Below are 19,408 nucleotides of genomic sequence, written 5' to 3' on the forward strand. Positions count from 1 at the left end.
GTGATGGGCCTCTACGCCGCCTACGGGTCGAACATGGACCCCGCACAGATGCTCCGGCGCTGTCCCTCCTCCCCGCACACCGGCACCGGCTGGATCAACGGCTGGCGGCTGACCTTCGGGGCCGAGGAGTACGGCTGGGAGGGGGCGCTGGCCACCCTCGTCCCGGACGACACCACGCCCGGCGAGTCGCTCTCCCCCGGCGTCTTCGTCGCCCTCTACGACCTCACCGAGGCCGACGAGGAGACGCTCGACGCGTGGGAGGGCGCCGACCAGGGCCTCTACCGGAAACTGCACCTGCGGGTGCACTCCCTCACCGGCGACCAGGTGGCCTGGGTGTACGTGCTCGACGCCTTCGAGGGCGGGCTGCCCTCGGCGCGGTACCTGGGCGCGCTCGCCGACGCCGCGGAGGCCGCCGGCGCCCCAGCCGACTACCTCGCCGAGCTGCGCGCCCGGGAGTGCCGCTCCACCGGCGTCTGACCCGCGCGCCCTCGCGATCATGATGTTGCGGAAGCGACATGCCGGGCGAGGTCGGGGTGTCGCTTTCGGAACCTCATGATCGCCAACTGCCAGGACGCAGGCCCAGCGCCCGGGCGGTGACCGCGAGCATCTGCCGGTGCTCGCGGTACACGTCGGCCTTGGTGAAGTGCAGCAGCGTCCAACGGTGCTCCGTCAGCCAGTTGTGCCGGTGCCGGTCGTCGCGGAGCTGCTGAGGGGTCATGTGCGCCTCCTGACCGTCGAACTCGGCACCGACACGCTCCTCGTGCCAGCCGATGTCGAGCCAGCGGGCACGGCCACCGGCCGGCACCCGGACCTGGACGTCCGGGACGGGGAACCGCGCGGCGATGAAGCGCCAGCGCATCCGGGACTCCATCGGGGAGTCGCTCCGCGGGTCGGCGTGGGGCACGAGTCCGCGCAGCCGGACCACCTGACGCAGTCCTGCCTGCCCCCGTGCCGCACCGGCGAGCTCGTCCCGGGTGCAGGAGCGGAGCGCAGCGCGGCGTCCAGCGTGGCCAGACCGTCGATCGGCGGGGTCAGCCGCACCACGTCACACGCCGTCCGGGCAGCCGGAGTGCACCACACGCCGTCGACCAGCACCGCATCCTCCGTACCGAGGCTGGACGGGTGGACCTGGATGCCGGGCCGCCGGCGGTTGACCAGCTCGGGCGGGCCGAGGAAGTGCAGCGTCTCTGAGCCGAGGACGTCGAAGCCCCAGAGCAGCGCAGCGGTCGAGTGGCAGGCCACCAGGTCGCCACCCACCGCGAGCGCCGCGGCACGGACCAGCAGCGCGGGTGCGTCCGGGAGCTCGCCGTCCACCAACACCCCGCGGTACCGGCTCCTGCGCCACCGGCCGCTGCGCACGAGCGCACGGACCTCGGTGTCGCTGCAGTGGTCGAGTGCCTGCGAGGTCGAGACGACCCCGCCCTGGGCGGCGATGAGGCGGTAGAGGGCGAAGTCCACGCCGGGCAGCGTCGGACGGTGCCCGGCGGACGGGGGACGGCCGACCGCACCTGTGGATCACCGCCGCCCTGTGGATGCCCGGTGATCATGAGGCTCGGGAAGCGACACGCGGTCTCGACCCCGCGTGTCACTTCCCGGACTACATGATCGCGGGGGTGGGGCGGCAGCTCGCGCCCCAGCTCAGGCCGGCGTCTCGAGCAGCTTGCGCAGCGCGTCGTCCACCTGCTCGAGGTAGGACGGCGAGAGCCCGAACACCGAGGCGTGGCCGTGCATGTCCTCGATCACCCGGAAGTCGCTGTCGGGGATGAGCTCCTGCTCGGGGGCACAGTCCTCGGGCGGGAAGAACTTGTCGGTGCTGATGGGCATGACGACCGTCTTCGCGGTGATCCGGCCCAGCGCGGCGGCGAGGTCCCCGTCGGTGTGCCGGCTGACGTCGCCGTGCTGCCACTTCCAGGCCTGGGCCAGCAGGTCGCCGGCGTCCATCGGCTGGAAGTAGGCCTCCAGGAAGCCGACCACGAAGTCCTCCGGCGAGCTGAAGCCCAGCGCCCGCCAGTGCTCGCCGGTCCAGAACTCGTTGGACAGCACGTGCAGCGCGAACAGCCCGGCGTGCCGCTGCAGCCCGCCGCGGACGTCCTCCGGGTCGCGGTACCAGCCCCCGGCGTACCCGGGGTCGGAGGTGAGGGCGTCGACCAGCGTCTGCGCCCAGACGACGCAGTGCTGGTACATCCGCGCGGTGCCGGCCAGCGGCGCGGCCCGATGTACCCGGTCGGGGAACCGGACCGCCCACTCGTAGGTCTGCTGGGCGCCCATCGACCCGCCGAAGACCAGCGCCAGCTCCTCGACGCCGAGCACCTCGCGCAGCAGCCGCTCCTGGGCGACCACGTCGTCCCCGATGCGCACCCGCGGGAACCGGCCCCGGCCGTAGGGGCCGGCCAGGTTGTGCGGCGAGGTGCCCAGCCCGCTGCCGAGCTGGTTGACCAGGACGACGAAGTGCTCGGCGGGGTCGATCGGCCGGCCCGACCCGACGTAGGTGTCCCGCATGACCGAGTGGTTGCCCGAGTACCAGGTCGGGATCAGGACCGCGTTGTCCTTGGCCGCGTTCAGCGTGCCGAGGGTCTGATAGGCCAGCTGGCAGCCGCGGAGGGTGACGCCCTCCTCCAGCACGAGGTCGCCGATGTCGGCGAGCTCGAACTCGCCGTGGACCGCAGCGGAGTAGTACGGGTTGTCGATCGGCATGGCCGGCCTCGTCTCGGCAGCGGGGCTGGACCGCGGTCACGGCCCTCACTGGACGCTAATGGTCCGTGACAGTGCTCACACCTCGGGCTCAGGAGTCGTGCAGGAACGTCTCCAGCAGCTGCTGCGCGGCCAGCGCCGGGGTCAGCTCGCCGGCCAGCACCGCCTTCTCCAGCTCCGGCGCGGCCGCCCGGACGCCCGGGTGCGCACGCAGCCGGTGCTCCAGCCCGTCGCGTACCAGCTGCCGGGTCCAGCGCACCTGCTGCGACCGGCGCTGCTCGTCGAACGCGCCGGAGGCCCTCCGCCGGTCCTGGTGCTCGACCAGCTTGGCCCAGACCTCGTCGAGCCCCTCACCGGTGAGCCCGGCGCAGGTCAGCACCGGCACCTGCCAGTCCTCCCCGTGACCGCGCAGCATGCGGATCGCCCCGGCCAGCTCGCGGGCCGCCTTGCGCGCGTCCGGGGCACCGGGCCCGTCCGCCTTGTTCACCGCGATGACGTCGGCGATCTCGAGGATGCCGCGCTTGATGCCCTGCAGCTGGTCGCCGGTGCGGGCCAGCGTGAGGAACAGGAACGAGTCGACCATCTCGGCGACGGTGATCTCCGACTGCCCGACACCGACCGTCTCCACCAGGACGACGTCGTACCCGGCCGCCTCGACGACGACCATCGACTCCCGCGTGGCCTGCGCGACCCCGCCGAGCGTGCCCGACGTGGGCGAGGGGCGGATGAACGCCTGCGGGTCGACCGACAGCCGCGCCATCCGGGTCTTGTCGCCGAGAATCGACCCGCCGGACCGTGCGGACGACGGGTCGACGGCCAGCACCGCCACCCTCGACCCCGACGCGGTGAGCGTCACGCCGAGCTGGTCGATGAAGGTCGACTTCCCCACCCCGGGGACGCCGCTGATGCCGACCCGCCGCGCCGCCCCGGCGTGCGGCAGCAGCTCGACCAGCAGCTCCTGCGCGCGCTCCCGGTGGTCGGTGCGGTGCGACTCCACCAGCGTGATCGCGCGCGCCACGGCCCGCCGGTCCCCCGCGAGCACGCCCTCGACCAGCGCCGGGACGTCGACGGACCGGCCCATCAGTGCCCGAGGTTCGAGGACAGCGTCCGCAGCAGCCGCTGCGCCGCCTCGGCGACCACCGTGCCGGGCAGGAACACCTCGGCGGCGCCCATCTCCTTGAGCGTCGGCACGTCGTCGGGCGGGATGACCCCGCCGACCACGATGACGACGTCCTCGGCCCCGAGGTCGGCGAGCGCCTGCTTGAGCGCCGGCACCAGCGTCAGGTGGCCGGCGGCCAGCGACGAGACGCCGACGACGTGCACGTCGGCCTCGACCGCCTGCCGGGCGACCTCCTCGGGGGTCTGGAACAGCGGGCCCACGTCGACGTCGAAGCCGAGGTCGGCGAACGCGGTCGCGATGACCTTCTGGCCGCGGTCGTGGCCGTCCTGGCCCATCTTGGCGACCAGGATGCGGGGACGGCGTCCCTCGGCCTCCTCGAACGCCTCGGCCATGCTGCGGGTCTCCTCCATCGGACCGGAGCTCCCTGCCTCGTCGCGGTAGACGCCCGAGATGGTGCGCACCTGGCCCGCGTGTCGCCCGTAGACCTCCTCCAGCGCGTCGGAGATCTCCCCGACGGTGGCCTTGGCGCGTGCGGCGTCGACGGCGAGCTTGAGCAGGTTCGCGTCCAGCTCGCGCCCCCGCCGTCCCTCGGCGGCGGCCCGCGCGGCGTCGGTGAGCCGGCGCAGGGCCTCCTGCACGGCTGAGCCGTCCCGGGAGGCCCGCAGCTCCTCGAGCTTGGCCTTCTGCTGGGCGAGCACGTCGGCGTTGTCCACCCGCAGGACCTCGATCGCCTCGTCGGCGTCGACCCGGTACTTGTTGATGCCGATCACTGGCTGCCGGCCGGAGTCGATGCGCGCCTGGGTGCGGGCGGCGGCCTCCTCGATGCGCAGCTTCGGGATGCCGTCGTCGATGGCCTGCGCCATGCCGCCGTGCTCGGCGACCTCCTCGATGTGCGCCCAGGCGCGGCGGGCCAGGTCGTAGGTCAGCTTCTCCACGTACGCCGAGCCGCCCCACGGGTCGATCACCCGTGTCGTCCCGGACTCCTGCTGCAGCAGCAGCTGGGTGTTGCGGGCGATCCGGGCGGAGAAGTCGGTGGGCAGCGCCAGCGCCTCGTCGAGTGCGTTGGTGTGCAGCGACTGGGTGTGCCCCTGGGTGGCGGCCATCGCCTCCAGGCAGGTGCGGACGACGTTGTTGTAGACGTCCTGCGCCGTCAGCGACCAGCCCGAGGTCTGCGAGTGGGTGCGCAGCGACAGCGACTTGTCCCGCTGCGCGCCGGCGTCCTCGACCAGCCGCGCCCACAGCAGCCGCCCGGCCCGCAGCTTGGCGACCTCCATGAAGAAGTTCATGCCGATGGCCCAGAAGAAGCTCAGCCGCGGCGCGAAGGCGTCGACGTCGAGCCCGGCATCCTTGCCCGCGTTCAGGTACTCCACGCCGTCCGCGAGCGTGTAGGCCAGCTCCAGGTCGGCCGTCGCCCCGGCCTCCTGGATGTGGTAGCCGGAGATGGAGATCGAGTTGAACCGCGGCATCTGCTGCGAGGTGAACGCGAAGATGTCGCTGATGATCTGCATCGACGGCTTGGGCGGGTAGATGTAGGTGTTGCGGACCATGAACTCCTTGAGGATGTCGTTCTGGATGGTCCCGGTCAGCTGACCGTGCTCGACCCCCTGCTCCTCGGCGGCGACGATGTAGAGCGCCAGCACCGGCAGGACGGCGCCGTTCATGGTCATCGAGACGCTCATCCGGTCCAGCGGGATGCCGTCGAACAGCTGCCGCATGTCCAGGATCGAGTCGACCGCCACCCCGGCCATGCCGACGTCGCCGACGACGCGCGGGTGGTCGGAGTCGTAGCCCCGGTGGGTGGGCAGGTCGAAGGCGATCGACAGGCCCTTCTGCCCCGCGGCGAGGTTGCGCCGGTAGAAGGCGTTGGACGCCGCGGCGGTGGAGAAGCCCGCGTACTGGCGGACCGTCCACGGCTGCGTCGTGTACATCGTGGGATAGGGCCCGCGCAGGTAGGGCGGCAGCCCCGGGTAGGTCTGCAGGAAGTCCAGACCCCGCAGGTCCGCGGGGGTGGACAGCGGCGGGACGGCGATGCCCTCCGGCGTCTCCCAGGTGGCCTCCTCCACGCCACGGCCGGTGGTCTCCTTGAACCGCTTGGCCCAGTCGTCGGCCGAGGCGGCCGCCGCGGGGCGGCCCAGCTCGACGCCGCCGAAGTCGGGGATCGTGCTCATGCGGGGACTCCCAACTGCTCGTGGACGCTGCGGAGGACGTCGAGCGCGTCGCACCCGGCGTACACGTACCCGTCGACGCCCTCGACGGCGAGCGACGGCTTGCCGGCCAGCCACACCGCGGTGGCCCCGGCGGCGCGCAGCTCCGCGGCGAGTGCCGCCGCGGACTCCGCGTAGTCCCGGTCGGTCCCGCAGATGCAGGCGACCGTCGTCCCCGCGTCGGCGAGGCCGGTGACCCCGTCGCCCGACGGCGTCACCACTCCCCCGGCCTGGAACAGGTTGCCGGCAAAGGTGGCACGGGCGGTGTGCCGGGCGATCGGCCCGATGGTGGCCAGGTAGACCCTCGGCTCGGACCCCGTCTGCCGGGCGGCGTCGGCGCGGTCGCGCAGCTCCTCGAACGCCTGCGCCGCCCGCACCCGCGGCAGCCCCCCGGTCGGCTGCAGGTCCGCGGCGGGCTGCCGCTCGGGCAGCTTCTCGCTGAGGTTGGGGAACTCGCTGACGCCGGTGATCGCGTCGGTGCGGTGCGCCAGCCGCTCGACGCGGGCGTCCCACGCGGCGGCGATCCGGTCGCGGACCAGACCCGAGCCGAGCGCGGCGACCAGCCCGCCGGCCCGCTCGATCTCGGTGAACCAGCTCCAGGCGGCCTCGGCGAGCGCGTCGGTGAGCGACTCGACGTACCAGGAGCCGCCGGCCGGGTCGAGCACGCGGGCGACGTGGGCCTCCTCGACCAGCAGGGCCTGGGTGTTGCGGGCGATCCGGCGGGAGAAGGCGTCGGGCAGGCCGAGCGCGGCGTCGAAGGGCTGCACGGTGACGACGTCGGCGCCGCCCACGCCCGCGGCGAAGCAGGCCACCGTCGTCCGGAGCATGTTGACCCAGGGATCGCGTTTCGTCGTCATCACCGAGGAGGTGACGGCGTGCTGCCGCTGGCCGCGGACGTCGGGCGAGGCGCCGCTGACCTCGCCGACCCGGTCCCACAGCCGGCGGGCGGCGCGCAGCGCGGCGATCGTCGTGAACTGGTCGGCGCTGGCGGCGTAGCGGAACTCGATCGCGGCGAACGCCTCGTCGGTCGACAGCCCGCCGTCGGTCAGCGTCCGCAGGTAGGCCACCCCCGCGGCCAGCGAGCAGCCCAGCTCCTCGACGGCGGAGGCGCCGGCGTCGTGGAAGACCGTGCCGTCGACGACGACGGTGCGCCAGCCCGCGGGCGCCCGGCGGGCGACGTCGGCCAGCCCGGTGAGGTCCTGCTCCTCGCCGGAGGCGGCCTGCACGCCGAGCGGGTCCAGGCCCAGGGAGCCGCCGGGAGCGAGGTCGGTGCGGCCGGCGACGTGGGCGAGCAGCGCCTCCGCGGCCGGCAGCCCGCCGGAGACGGACACCGGCGCGAGGTCGAGGTACACGTCGGCCAGGACGTCGCCGAGCGCGTCGACCGGGACCGCGCCCTCGCCGAGCGCCAGCCACAGGGAGGTGACGCCGTTCTCCAGGTCGGCCGCGATCGCCTCCCTCGTCGACGCGACGTCGGGGTGGGCGTGCCGCTGGCGGACGTCCCAGCCACCGGGCACGTCGCCGCCGGCCGAACCCGCCCGGGAGCCGCGGACGAAGGGGGCCAGCCCCGGGACGCCGACCGCGGCCGGCAGGTCGCCGGCGTCCTCGGCGGTGTAGAGCGGGGCGACGCTGACGCCGGTGGCCACCGGCACCCGCAGGGCGTCCTCGACCGGTTCGGGCAGGTCCTCACGGCCGGCCTTGCGGAGCACCACGGCGACCAGCTCGCGCCACGCCTCCCGGGTCGCGGCCGGGAAGCCGGCGGCGAGCCTGAGGTCGTCGGGGACGGCGTGCTCGGCCGGCACCTCGGCGTCGGCGTGCGCGGTGGTCTGCTGGTCGCTGGAACTCATCATCGGGCTCCCGGCCTCGTCGGACGATCCGCGTCAGTGTCTACCGCCGAGCGCCCGGACCGGAACCGCTGGGGTGCGGCGACGGGCCGGGCGGCGGGGCGCCCGCGTCGGCGGCCAGCGCGTGCAGGGCCGTGCGCGCCAGCAGCCGGACGCCGATCCCGATCGCCCGCTCATCGACGTCGAAGGTGCCCCGGTGCAGGTCCAGCGGCGCGCCGCCGCCGTGGGTGCCCAGCCGGGCGAGGGCGATGGGCAGGACGTCGGCGAACCAGCCGAAGTCCTCGCCGCCCATGCTCTGCGCGGAGAGCCGCAGCCCGTCGCTGCCCACCGTCTCCAGCGTCGCCGAGCGCAGCAGCGCCACCGCCCGCGGGTCGTTGACCACCGGCGGCACGCCGCGGACGTAGTCGACCTCCACGTCGGCGCCGGTGGTGGCGGCTACCCGCTCCACCAGAGAGCGCAGCAGCGTCTCGGCGTCCTGCCAGGCGTCGCGGTCGAGCACCCGCACCGTGCCGCTCAGGTGGCCGCGCTGCGGGATGGCGTTGGCCGCCACCCCGGCCTTGACCGCGCCCCACACCAGCGACATCCCGGCGCGCGGGTCGACCTGCCGGGACAGCAGCGACGGCAGGTCGGTGATCAGCCGGCCGAGGGCGTCGACGAGGTCGACGGTCAGCTGGGGGCGGGCGGTGTGCCCGCCGGGGCCGGTGAGGGTGACGTCCATCCGGTCGCAGGCCGCGGTGATCGCGCCGGTGCGCAGACCGACGCAGCCGGCCGGGATGGAGGGGTCGCAGTGCAGGGCGAACGCCCGCGAGGCGCCGTCCAGCACCCCGGCGGCCACCACCCCGGTGGCGCCGCCGGGCACCGTCTCCTCGGCGGGCTGGAAGACGCAGCGCACCGTGCCGGGCAGGCCGTCCAGCGAGTTCAGCGCCAGCGCCGCGCCGAGCAGGACGGTGGTGTGCACGTCGTGCCCGCAGGCGTGGCAGGTGTTCTCGCGGGTGGAGGCGTAGGGGACGTCCTTGAGGTCGGCCAGCGGCAGCGCGTCGATGTCGGCGCGCAGCACCACGATCGGGTCCCCGGAGCCCACCTCGACGACGAGCCCGGTGCCCGACGGCAGCCGCTTGGGCTCCAGGCCGGCGTTGCGCAGCCGCTGCTCGAGGAAGGACGTCGTCTCGAACTCGGCGTAGGACAGCTCGGGGTGGGCGTGCAGGTGCCGGCGCACGGCGACCAGCTGCGACTGCCGCTCGGCGACCCACTCGTCGACCGCCGTCCCCAGCTCCTCCGGAAAGGAGGTCATCCGGCGATACCCGTCATGCCGCGGCGCCCGTCATGCCGCGTGGCCGCCGGTGCACCGGGCCGGGCCGGGCACCGGCCCGGGCGGCAGGCCGGCCGGGCCGCTGGTGGGCAGGCCGTCCCGGAGCTCGGCGAGCAGGCTGTCGACGACGGCGGTGAGGTCGCCGTCGTGCGCCGCGGCGACCGCGCGCTGCCGCTGGTAGGAGGCGCCGACGGCCAGGACGCGCTCGACGTCGGCCAGCTCGGCCTCGCAGCCCAGCCGACGGGCGGTGGGCTCGAGCTCCTCGACCAGGTCGGCGATCGCCTGCCGCACCGGCCGCACGGTGCCCTTGTCGTCGACGACGATGTCGGCGTCGAGGCCGTACCGGGCCGCCCGCCACTTGTTCTCGCGCAGCACCCACGAGGCCGGCACCGGCAGGGTGTAGCCGCGGTCGAGCTGGGTGTCGAACTGCTCGACCAGGCACTGCGAGAGCGCGGCGACCGCGCCGACCTCGTCGAGGGTCGGCAGCCCGTCGCAGATGCGCAGCTCGACGGTGCCGAAGTCCGGGTGCGGGCGGATGTCCCACCACACCTCGCGGACGCTCTCGATGGCGTGCGTGGAGATCAGCGTCTCCATGTACTCCTCGAAGCGGTCCCAGCCCGACAGCTGGTAGGGCAGCCCGGCGGTCGGCATCCCCTCGAAGACCTTGGAGCGGGCCGAGGCCAGCCCGGTGTCGCAGCCGACCCAGAACGGGGAGGACGCCGACAGCGCCAGGAAGTGCGGCACGTACTGGGTGAGCGCGTTGACGATCGGGATCGCCTTCTCCGGCGCCCGGACGCCGACGTGCACGTGGACGCCGAAGATCTGCAGCCGGCGGGCCAGCCACTGCATCTTCTCGACCAGCTGCAGGTAGCGCTCCTTGGGCGAGATCTGCTGCGTCTGCCAGTCGGTGATCGGGTGGGTGCCGGCGCACATCAGGCCCAGGCCGCGGCGCTCGGCGGCCGCCCTGACCTCGGCGACGGTGCCGGCGAGGTCGCGCTTGGCCTCGTCGACGGTGGTGCAGATGCCGGTGATGACCTCGACGGTCGACTGCAGCAGCTCGTGCTTGGCCTTGGGGTGCTCCTGAGCGCCCTCGGGCCGCATCTCCTCGAGGATCTCGACCGCCCCCGCGGTCAGCTGCCGGGTCTGGACGTCGACGAGCTGCAGCTCCCACTCGACGCCGAGGCTGGCTCGCTCGGAGGAGTGGAAGGGGATCTGCACGCCCGGAGTGTAGGGATGATCAGCGCCGTGCACCCCTCGGGAGCTGCACCGCAACCGGGCCGCAACCGCACCCGACCGGGTCGCAACCAGCCGGGCCTGTGCTGGGGGCCTCAGCCGGGACCGTCCCGGCTCGCGTCCCCGGAGGTCACCGGTCATGACTGTCAGAACCCGCACTTCGCTCACTGCCGCCGCCCTCGTCGCGGGGGCCGCGCTCCTCGTCCCGGCCGTCGCCGCCGCCGACCCACCCGCACTGGACGACCGCCCGGTGCTGTGCAGCGAGGTCCTCGCCCGCGCCGCCGACTTCCCCGGTGGGATGACCGGGGACGACGGCGAGATCCGCTTCGTCTCCGACGGCTACGTCAGCTTCCTCATGCGTCAGCCGGACTGCTCGCAGACCGGGGCCTGACCGACCCCGGCACGGCCCCGCCGTCGCGCCCACCGGCCCCGGCCTGGGGCGACGGTGCGCCCACCGGTCACCTCAGGTCGCTGCACGTCGGCTCGTAGGGCCGGCCGGGGAGGTAGCGGTCCCACTCGGTGGGGGTGAGATCGCGGGCCACGATCGCGCACGCCTCGGCCAGCCAGGCCGCGGGCTCCAGCGGGTACCGCCGTCCCGGCAGCTCCCAGCTGAAGGCGACCAGCTCCTCGGCCGCCCCCGGTAGCAGGTGGACGTGGCTCTCCGCCACCTCATCCGAGGCAGGCAACGGCGGGGCCCGCAGGAGCCCGCGGTCGACGTCGAACAACGAGACGGTGCCGTTGAGAGCCGCCACGACGACCGTCTCCCCGTCGGCCAGCCACTCTGCTTGCAGCAGCGGCGCGGCGAACCGGGCCGGGTCCCCGGCCTGCTCCCCCTCGGCGACATCCACGAACTGCAGGAAACCTTGGACCCCGGCCACCGCGAGCAGCCGCCCGTCGGGTGAGAAAGCCAGGTCCTCCACCGTGTCGGTGCCAGAGAGCGGAACAACGTCCACGGGGTCGAGGGTCAGCGCGTCGATGATGGTGACCCTCGGCATGAACTCACTCGCCACGGCGAGCAATCGGCCATCGGGACTACTAGCCGACACCCGCGCCCGACCAGAGACCGGCACGCGCCGCTCCACCTCCCCGGTGGCGGCATCCACCACCGCGAGGTCCCCCGTGCCGGAGAACGGACTTCCCCATGCGCACAGGAGGAGACGGGTGCCGTCCGGCGTCCACTCGGCGCAGGACACGACCCCGGCGGGCAGCGGTCGACCGTCCCGGCCCGGCTCCCCGGTCGCCGGGAGCTCGATCCGGGTCACCTTCTTCCGAGTGCCCGTGTCGAGCACCGTCGTCACCAGTCCGGTCGTGACGGCGACCCTCGTCCGATCGGGACTCACCGCGACGGAGGTGACCAGCCCCGGTTCAGCCGGCATGTCCGCCACCGCGACATCGCCCACCACGCCGCCGTCCCGGGGATCGATGAACGTCGCCGAGACCGTCCGTGTGTCGGCCGGAGGGAGGAAGATCGGGTCGCCGCCGCCGGTGCGGGACACCGGTCGGGTGGGCACGACGACCAGCCGTCCCGGTTCGACCACCTCGGGCCGCCCGGCCACCCAACGGCCGGGCAGGTCCGGGTAGGGGCCGCCGAAGCCGCCGTCGGCACGCACGTCCCAGACGATGGCCGTGCCGCCGGAGGACACGGTGAACAGCCGGTCGCCCCCGGCGGCGATCTCGACTGCCGACACGACGTCCGCATGGCCGGACAGCTCCTCCGTTGCCGCCACAGGCCGCTCACGGGGTCGACGTCCCACAGGAGCACGCCGGGTTCCCCGCCCGCCGTCGCCGCCCACGTGCCGTCCGGGGACGCCTCGACGTCGGTCACCATTCCCCGATGAGCGTCCAGGTGCTGCAGGACGGCACCGTCCCGGTCGTAGAGCGTGACGGCGCCATCAGCCCACAGCTGCGCGGCTCCGGAGGGCAGCGCGCGGAACCCCATGACGGCTGCGGCCCGCCGCGGGGTCTGCAGCGGCACCGACCGCGCCTGGCTCAGGTCGACCAGTGTCGCGCCGGCACCGGCGTCGACCCCCTCGGCGGTGCCGGCCCCGGCCCACACGACGACAGAGCGGCCGTCGTCGGCGAAGTCGGCGCCCGGGAGGTGGGCGACCCCGGGCACCGTGCCGTGCACCGCGGTGGCGGTGCGCGCCCCGGTCCGTGGGTCGACGTCGACGAGGTGCCAGGCCACGGGGTCGGCAGCTCCGTCCTGACCCGGCGTGACCACCAGCAGCTGGATGCGGGCACCGTCCCCGGTGTAGGAGACACCGAACGGGAACCCACCGACCGCCGGCCCGTCCAGGAGCAGCCGCTCCTTCGCGCCCGCCACGACGACCGGGGTCCCGTCGTCCCTCGTGAGCTCCAGCGGTCCGAGGACCGCGATCCGCATCCCGCGACGCTAGCCCCGGAGACCGGGTGCACACAGAGCCCTGCGCGCCCTCCGTCGGAGCGGCCGGGTCTCTCACCCGACGGGGACGACCTCTTGGTCCGCCGCGGTCCTCGGGCGCGGCAGCCAGCGGGTGGAGGGCACGCGCGCCTGCACCGCCGCGACCGCCCGCCGGCCGAACCGGTCCTCGTCCACGACGGCGCTGCACAGGTTGCGCCCGACGACGAAGACCGCCCGGCCGTCCTGGGTGGGCAGCGCGGCCTCGACCTGCTCCCACGGGATGCTGTGGACGTCGCCGTCGCTGTCGCGGTGCGCCAGCTCGCGCTCGCCGACGACCAGGGCGACCCGGCTCTGCCGCGAGAACAGCCGGGCCAGCGCCGAGGGCCGGAAGGTCTCCCCCACCGGCAGCCGGTCCTGCAGGTTGCAGACGTAGCGGCGCTCGACGGACCCGCCGGGGCCCGCGTAGTCGACCTCCTCGGGCACGTACAGGATCGCCGTCGGCCGAGTGCCGCGCAGCGCCGCCGCGACCCGCTCGGCCGTCGTCGTCCGCCAGGCCTCGAGCACGTCGTGCACCGGCCGGAACGGCAGCCCGCTGACCGCGCAATAGGCGGCGTCGGCGAGCTCGGACTCGACGACGGCGCGCTCGTCGGCGTCCAGCTCCTCCTCGAAACCGGCCACGGCGTGCGCGAGCTCGGCGGCGGTCGGGCCGGCGTCGCACAGCTCCGTGTAGGTCTGCCAGAGCAGCCCCGCGACGTCCGCCTCCCGCCCCTCCCGCGCGTCGACGACGACGGCGACCTCCCGCCGGTCGGCGGTGACGTCGAGGGCCAGCGAGTCGACGGAGTAGCTCAGCCCGCGGGCGAGGCGGGCCGTGTCGCGCAGCCGCTCCTTGAGCACCTCGACGCCGATGGTCAGCGCCGGGTCGCCCGCCCCGCCCGCGGACAGCAGCAGGCCGACGCCGGCGCCGTGCCCCTTGGTCCACACCGGACCCGGCTGCGGCCGGGGCGCCGGGACGGGCCGCTCGGGCCGCGGGCCGGCCGGCAGCGGCAGCCGCAGTCCGGGCGGGAGCGGTCCGGCGCACCACAGCGCGGCGTTCCCGCGGACGAACCAGCGGCGGGCGTGTTCCCGCACGGTCTCCTCGGTGAGGTACTCCGGCCCCGGCCCGTCGGCGACGGCCAGGCCGGGCCCGACCAGCCCGAACCGGGCGGCCCACAGCGCGCCGAGCGTGGAGTGCGCCGGGGAGCAGTTCTCCGCCTGCAGGACGCCGACCTCGACGTCCATCCGCTCGGTCGGCAGGTCGGCCAGCGCGCGGCAGATCCCCTCGAGGAACGCGCCCACGGCCTCCGGGCGGCCGGTGGCGTGGAAGGTCGTGGTGTCGACGTCGGTCACCGCGTTGCACCGCAGGTGCGACTTGGGCAGCGCCGCCATCGCCAGGTGCTCGACGAGGTGGGTGACCTCGATGGTCGCGAACGTCTCGTCGCGGACCCCGACCCCGAAGACGAGAGCGGCGGTGGTCCGCGCCGGGCCCTCGGCGGTGAGGACGGGGACGCCGTCGATGTCGATGCGCTGCACCCCGACACCCTCGGCTGCCCGCCGGCCGGCCTCCAGCGGACACGCCCGCAGCGGGACAGCTGGGACACGTGTGCCCCGTCACCGGCACGGGCGCTGCGTTAGCGTCCGAGCGTGAGTGCAGCCCCCGCGACCGACCCCGCCGCCCTCGCCGCCCGCGCGGCCGACGACCTGACCAGCGCCCTCGGCAGCGGCCACGAGGTGGCCGTCGTCATGGGGTCGGGCTGGGCCCCGGCCGCCGACGCCTTCGGCACCGTCGAGGGCAGCGTCGCCATCGGGGAGCTGCCCGGCTTCGCCGCCCCGACCGCGGTGGGCCACGGCGGCGAGGTGCGCTCGGTGCGGGTGGGCGACCGCCGGGTGCTGCTCTTCCTCGGCCGCACCCACCTGTACGAGGGCCGGGGTGTGGAGCCGGTCGCGCACGGCGTCCGGACGGCGGCGGCCGCGGGCGTGCGCACCGTCGTCCTCACCAACGCCGCGGGCGGGCTGGCCCCCGAACACCAGGTGGGCCAGGCGGTGCTGATCAGCGACCACCTCAACCTCACCGCCCGCTCCCCGCTGGTCGGCGCCACCTTCGTCGACCTCACCGACCTGTATTCCGCGCGGCTGCGGTCGCTGGCCCGCGAGCTGGACCCGTCCCTGACCGAGGGCGTCTACGCGGCGCTGCCGGGGCCGCACTACGAGACGCCGGCCGAGATCCGGATGCTGCGCACGCTGGGCGCGGACCTGGTGGGCATGTCGACGGCGCTGGAGGCGATCGCCGCGCGAGCTGCAGGGCTGGAGGTGCTGGGGCTGTCGATGGTCACCAACGCCGCCGCCGGGATCACCGGGGAGAAGCTGGACCACGAGGAGGTCCTCGCGGCGGGGAAGGCGGCGGCCGGCCGGCTCGGGGAGTTCCTGGTGAAGTTCACCGGGCGGCTGCCATGAGCGAGCTCGCGAGCTCATGCGGAGACACGGCAGCGCCGCCGCGAACGCGGCCGACGAGCGCCAGCGAGGAGGTCAAGTGAGCGGTCCGGTCCTGTTGACCGGCGCGGCGGGGCGGATCGGCACGGTGCTGCGCGGCGGGCTGCCCGAGCGCGGCTGGGCCCTGCGCTCGCTGGACGTCGTCCCGATCGTCGACGCCCGTCCCGGCGAGGAGCACGTCGTCGCCGACGTCACCGACCGGGCCGCGATGGCCGAGGCCGCCTCCGGCGCCGCCGCGGTCGTCCATCTAGGCGGCGTCTCCGGCGAGTCGACGTGGGCGGCGGTCTCCCACGCGAACATCGACGGCACCCAGTGCGTGCTGGAGGCGGCGCGGCGGGCCGGCGTCCCCCGGGTGGTGCTGGCGTCGAGCAACCACGCCACCGGCTTCACCCCGCGCCCGGCGTCCGGCCCCCTCCGGGAGGAAGACGGCCTCGCGCGGCCGGACACCTTCTACGGCGTGTCCAAGGTGGCGATGGAGGCGCTCGGCTCGCTGTACGCCGACCGGTACGGCCTGGACGTCGTGTGCCTGCGCATCGGCACCGCCGCTGCCGAGCCGACGGCGACCCGGCACCTGGCCACCTGGCTCTCCCCCCGCGACCAGGTGTCGCTGGTCGACGCCGCGCTGCGGGCGCCCTCCCCCGGGTTCGCCGTGGTGTGGGGCGTCTCGGCCAACACCCGCGGCTGGTGGGACCTCTCGGCTGCCCGGGCGCTGGGCTACGAGCCGGCCGACGACGCCGAGGAGTACGCGGCGGCGCTCGTCGCGGCGCACGGCGAGCCCGACCTGGCCGACCCGGTGCACGCCCGCGTGGGTGGGGAGTTCACGCTGCCGGAGTACGACGCCGAGGTGGACTCATGAGCCTGGTCGAGACCGCCCGCGCCTGGGCGGACGCCGACCCGCACGCCGGCGACCGCGCCGAGATCGAGGCGCTGGTCGAGGCCGGGGACACGGGAGAGCTGGAGCGGCGGTTCGCCGGGCCGCTAGCCTTCGGCACCGCCGGGCTGCGCGGCCCGCTGCGCGCCGGGCCGGCCGGGATGAACGCCGCCGTGGTCACCCGCGCGGCCGCAGGCCTGGGCCGCTGGCTGGCCGACTCCGGGCACGCGGGCGGCGGCGTGGTGATCGGCTTCGACGCGCGCCGCCGCTCCGACGAGTTCGCCCGGGTGTCCGCCGCGGTGCTGGCCGGCGCGGGGTTCGCCGTCCAGGTGCTGCCGCGGCCGCTGCCGACGCCGGTGCTCGCCTTCGCCGTCCGGCACCTCGGGTGCGTGGCCGGGGTGATGGTGACCGCCAGCCACAACCCGCCCGACGACAACGGCTACAAGGTCTACCTCGGCGACGGCGCGCAGCTGGTGCCGCCGGCCGACCGGGAGATCGAGGCGGCGATCGCCGCGGTCGGCCCGGCCCGCGAGGTGCCGGCGTCCGACGACTGGCTGACCGTCGGGGACGACGTCCAGGCCGACTACGTCGCCGCGGTCGTGCGCGCACTTGAGCCGTCGCACGTCCCCGACCGCGACCGCCTCGTCGTCGCCTACACGGCGATGCACGGCGTCGGCGCGGAGACGACCCGGGTGGCGTTCGCCGCCGCGGGGTTCACCCCGCCGGTGAGCGTGACCGAGCAGGACGAACCCGACCCGGCGTTCCCGACCGTTCCCTTCCCCAACCCGGAGGAGCCGGGCGCGGTCGACCTGCTGACCGCGCTGGCGGAGCGGGTGGGCGCCGACCTGGCGATCGCCGAGGACCCCGACGCCGACCGCTGCTCGGTGGTCTGCGGCGGGCGCCAGCTCACCGGCGACGAGGTGGGCGGCCTGCTGGGCGACTGGCTGCTGCACCGCGGGGTGCGCGGCACGTACGCCGCGTCGCTGGTCAGCGGCTCGCTGCTGCACGCGCTGGCCGAGGCGCACGGCGTCCGGTTCGCCGAGACCCCGACCGGGTTCAAGTGGATCGTCCGCGCCGGGTCCGACGACGAGCCGCTCGTTTTCGGCTACGAGGAGGCGCTGGGCTACGCCGTCGCGCCGGACGTGGTGAAGGACAAGGACGGCATCTCCGCCGCACTCGCCGTCGCGCTGCTGGCCGCCGAGCTCAAGGCGTCGGGCCGGACGCTGACCGACCGGCTCGACGAGCTGGCCCTCGAGCACGGGCTGTTCGCGACCGGGCAGCTGTCGGTGCGGGTCGAGGACCTCTCCCGGATCGGCGCGATGATGGCGCGGCTGCGGTCGTCGCCGCCGTCCCGACTGCTGGGGCGCGAGGTGACCTCCTCCGACCTGCTCGACGAGACGCCCGCGGTGGACGCCGTCCGGCTGCTCGGCGACGGCGTCCGGGTGATCGTGCGGCCCAGCGGCACCGAGCCCAAGCTCAAGGCCTACCTGGAGACCGTCGTCCCGGTGCACGAGGACGCCGGGATCATCGCCGCGCGCGGCCGGGGCGCCGACGAGCTCGACCGGTTGCGCGCCGAGATGTCGGCGGCCCTGGGGCTGTAGTGAACGTCCGCGCGCTCGTGTTCGACGTGTTCGGCACCGTCGTCGACTGGCGCGGCGGCGTCGCCCGCGAGGTGTCCCGGCTGCTGGGTCCGGCGGTGGACGCGACGGCGCTGGCCGACGACTGGCGCGGCCGGTACGTGCCGTCGATGGAGCGGGTGCGCTCGGGCGAGCTGCCGTGGACGCCGCTGGACGCGCTGCACCGCTCCTCCCTCTGCTCGGTGCTCGCGGACGCCGGGCTGGCCCCCGTGCCCGACGACGTGCAGGACGAGCTGGTGCTCGCCTGGCACCGGCTGGACCCGTGGCCGGACGTGGTGCCCGGGCTGCGCCGGCTGTCACGCCGGTTCGTGCTGGCGCCGCTGTCCAACGGCAACGTGGCGCTGCAGGTGGGCCTCGCGCGGCGGTCCGGGCTGCCGTGGGACTGCGTGCTGGGGGCCGAGGTCGTGCGGCACTACAAGCCCGACCCGGAGGTCTACGACTCCGCGCCGGAACTGCTGGCGGTGCCCCCGTCGTCGGTGGTCATGGTCGCGGCGCACGTCGACGACCTGGTCGCGGCACGGGCGCGGGGGCTGCGGACGGCGTACGTGCACCGGCCCGACGAGTTCGGTGGGCGCGTCGTGCCGCCCGCCTCGGATCCGGAAGCCGACTGGTCGGTGGCCTCGTTCGAGGAGCTGGCCGAGACGCTGGGCGCCTGAGACCGGCCGTTGCCGGGGTTCCTCGTGGGTCGCCGGTGCTGCAGCGCCGGCAGAGCGCGAGGAACCCCGGCAATGCGTTCGGGTGGTTGTCCACAGCGGCGCGTGCCCGGGGCGGCAGTGATCCGTAGTCTCCCGGCGACCGGTGATCGACACGGGGGTGGACGACGTGACACGGCGCTGGACCCGGCGACTCGCGGCGGGCCTCGCGGCCGGCGCAGTGGCGCTGAGCGCGTGCTCGGAGCGGCAGGAGGCCAACGACACCCTGCCCGGGGCGGAGGCCTCGCCCAGCGCGTCGGAGCCGGCGCTGCCACCGCTGGGTCCGCCGGACCTGCCGATGCCCGCCGAGGCCCGGACCCAGGACGCCGCCGGCGCCGAGGCCTTCGTCCGGTACTACATCGACCTCATCAACCGGACGTCGACCGTCATGGACGCCGCCCCTTTGCGCGAGTTCAGTGACGGCTGCGTGGAGTGCGATCGGATCGCTACCGACTATGACAGCGACGCGGCAGCTGGTTACCGTTATGAAGGCGGAAAGCTGAGAGTCCGCCAGGTTGGTGAACCTCTAATCAGCGACTCAACCATCGCCGAGCTGGCATTCAGATTCGACTTGGCACCCCTAGCTGTTGTCGACGCAAGTGGCGCCTCGGTTGCCGACTTGACCTTTCCAGGCTCTCAAGACAGCTTGGGCAGCGCCGCTCTTCGATGGGACGCCGCGAGCAACTCCTGGCGCGCGACGCAACTCGATCTGTGATGTTGACGCGCACAGCCGTCCTAGCTGTGGCCACGGGCGTCCTTCTTGCCACAGCCTTACCTGCGGAGGTCGCCAGTGCCGAACCGTGCCGCATCTCCTGCGACCACCCTGAGGTCGGCCTAGCTCCAGGCGCTTTAACGGCTAGCTACGCTGTCCAAGGTCCCGACAGCCAGTGGACTGCGACCAACA

General features: G+C 74.5%; 16 protein-coding genes. 7 read left to right on the plus strand and 9 right to left on the minus strand.

Features of this window, described 5'->3' with window-relative positions; translation table 11 throughout:
- The first annotated feature begins 3 nt into the window (after window positions 1-3).
- On the plus strand, window positions 4-477 hold the full coding sequence (locus tag BLW63_RS12430) for a gamma-glutamylcyclotransferase family protein (RefSeq protein WP_091156348.1): 474 nt from the start codon (window positions 4-6) through the stop codon (window positions 475-477).
- Window positions 478-550: 73 nt separating this feature from the next.
- On the opposite strand, the gene BLW63_RS12435 is transcribed toward BLW63_RS12430, so the two are convergent.
- The 7 genes from BLW63_RS12435 to BLW63_RS12465 form a co-directional block, all read right to left on the minus strand.
- Window positions 551-859, minus strand: a complete 309-nt coding sequence (locus BLW63_RS12435) for a hypothetical protein (protein ID WP_139263531.1) — start codon at window positions 857-859, stop codon at window positions 551-553.
- A 779-nt stretch (window positions 860-1,638) separates the two neighbouring features.
- Window positions 1,639-2,694, minus strand: coding sequence for an alpha/beta fold hydrolase (locus BLW63_RS12440; RefSeq protein WP_091156352.1), 1,056 nt, complete (start codon window positions 2,692-2,694; stop codon window positions 1,639-1,641).
- An 88-nt stretch (window positions 2,695-2,782) separates the two neighbouring features.
- On the minus strand, window positions 2,783-3,772 hold the full coding sequence (meaB, locus tag BLW63_RS12445) for a methylmalonyl Co-A mutase-associated GTPase MeaB (RefSeq protein WP_091156354.1): 990 nt from the start codon (window positions 3,770-3,772) through the stop codon (window positions 2,783-2,785).
- Window positions 3,772-5,979 carry a methylmalonyl-CoA mutase gene (gene scpA / locus BLW63_RS12450; protein WP_091156356.1) on the minus strand — a complete coding sequence of 736 codons (2,208 nt, stop codon included), beginning with the start codon at window positions 5,977-5,979 and terminating at the stop codon, window positions 3,772-3,774. Before scpA ends, meaB begins: the two co-directional genes overlap by 1 nt.
- Window positions 5,976-7,859: a methylmalonyl-CoA mutase subunit beta gene (locus BLW63_RS12455; protein ID WP_091157158.1), complete on the minus strand. Its 1,884-nt coding sequence runs from the start codon at window positions 7,857-7,859 to the stop codon at window positions 5,976-5,978. The genes scpA and BLW63_RS12455 overlap by 4 nt, the downstream gene beginning before the upstream one ends.
- A 40-nt stretch (window positions 7,860-7,899) precedes the next feature.
- Entirely contained in the window at window positions 7,900-9,147 is a 1,248-nt protein-coding gene (locus tag BLW63_RS12460; RefSeq protein ID WP_091156357.1) for an amidohydrolase, read from the minus strand.
- 30 nt (window positions 9,148-9,177) lie between these two features.
- Window positions 9,178-10,383 (minus strand): glutamate--cysteine ligase, encoded by a 1,206-nt coding sequence (locus BLW63_RS12465; protein ID WP_091156359.1) that lies wholly within the window; start codon window positions 10,381-10,383, stop codon window positions 9,178-9,180.
- A 154-nt stretch (window positions 10,384-10,537) separates the two neighbouring features.
- On the opposite strand from BLW63_RS12465, the gene BLW63_RS12470 reads away from it, so the two are divergent.
- Window positions 10,538-10,789, plus strand: coding sequence for a hypothetical protein (locus BLW63_RS12470; RefSeq protein ID WP_091156361.1), 252 nt, complete (start codon window positions 10,538-10,540; stop codon window positions 10,787-10,789).
- Window positions 10,790-10,856: 67 nt separating this feature from the next.
- Here the strand turns inward: BLW63_RS12470 and BLW63_RS12475 are convergent, their stop codons facing one another.
- Both BLW63_RS12475 and BLW63_RS12480 read right to left on the minus strand, forming a co-directional pair.
- Complete coding sequence (locus tag BLW63_RS12475) at window positions 10,857-12,191, minus strand: WD40 repeat domain-containing protein (RefSeq protein ID WP_342028710.1); 1,335 nt, start codon at window positions 12,189-12,191, stop codon at window positions 10,857-10,859.
- Window positions 12,192-12,853: 662 nt separating this feature from the next.
- Window positions 12,854-14,347 (minus strand): peptidase M16 family protein, encoded by a 1,494-nt coding sequence (locus BLW63_RS12480; RefSeq protein ID WP_091156365.1) that lies wholly within the window; start codon window positions 14,345-14,347, stop codon window positions 12,854-12,856.
- Between the two features lie 111 nt (window positions 14,348-14,458).
- Here BLW63_RS12480 and BLW63_RS12485 point away from each other — a divergent pair, with 111 nt between their 5' ends.
- The 5 genes from BLW63_RS12485 to BLW63_RS12505 all read left to right on the plus strand — a co-directional run bounded on the left by BLW63_RS12485 (window position 14,459) and on the right by BLW63_RS12505 (window position 19,219).
- Window positions 14,459-15,268 (plus strand): purine-nucleoside phosphorylase, encoded by an 810-nt coding sequence (locus BLW63_RS12485; RefSeq protein ID WP_091156368.1) that lies wholly within the window; start codon window positions 14,459-14,461, stop codon window positions 15,266-15,268.
- 76 nt (window positions 15,269-15,344) lie between these two features.
- Window positions 15,345-16,160 carry an NAD-dependent epimerase/dehydratase family protein gene (locus BLW63_RS12490; protein WP_211517101.1) on the plus strand — a complete coding sequence of 272 codons (816 nt, stop codon included), beginning with the start codon at window positions 15,345-15,347 and terminating at the stop codon, window positions 16,158-16,160.
- A complete protein-coding gene (locus tag BLW63_RS12495) occupies window positions 16,157-17,776 on the plus strand; it encodes a phospho-sugar mutase (protein WP_091156372.1) in 1,620 nt (539 codons plus the stop codon). The genes BLW63_RS12490 and BLW63_RS12495 overlap by 4 nt, the downstream gene beginning before the upstream one ends.
- Entirely contained in the window at window positions 17,776-18,468 is a 693-nt protein-coding gene (locus BLW63_RS12500; RefSeq protein WP_091156373.1) for a haloacid dehalogenase type II, read from the plus strand. Before BLW63_RS12495 ends, BLW63_RS12500 begins: the two co-directional genes overlap by 1 nt.
- A gap of 142 nt (window positions 18,469-18,610) precedes the next feature.
- The gene (locus BLW63_RS12505) at window positions 18,611-19,219 is read left to right on the plus strand and encodes a DUF6318 family protein (RefSeq protein WP_091156375.1); all 609 of its coding nucleotides are present in this window, start codon (window positions 18,611-18,613) and stop codon (window positions 19,217-19,219) included.
- Window positions 19,220-19,408: the final 189 nt, after the last annotated feature.

It is taken from the genome of Geodermatophilus africanus (assembly GCF_900107105.1).
GTDB lineage: Bacteria > Actinomycetota > Actinomycetes > Mycobacteriales > Geodermatophilaceae > Geodermatophilus > Geodermatophilus africanus.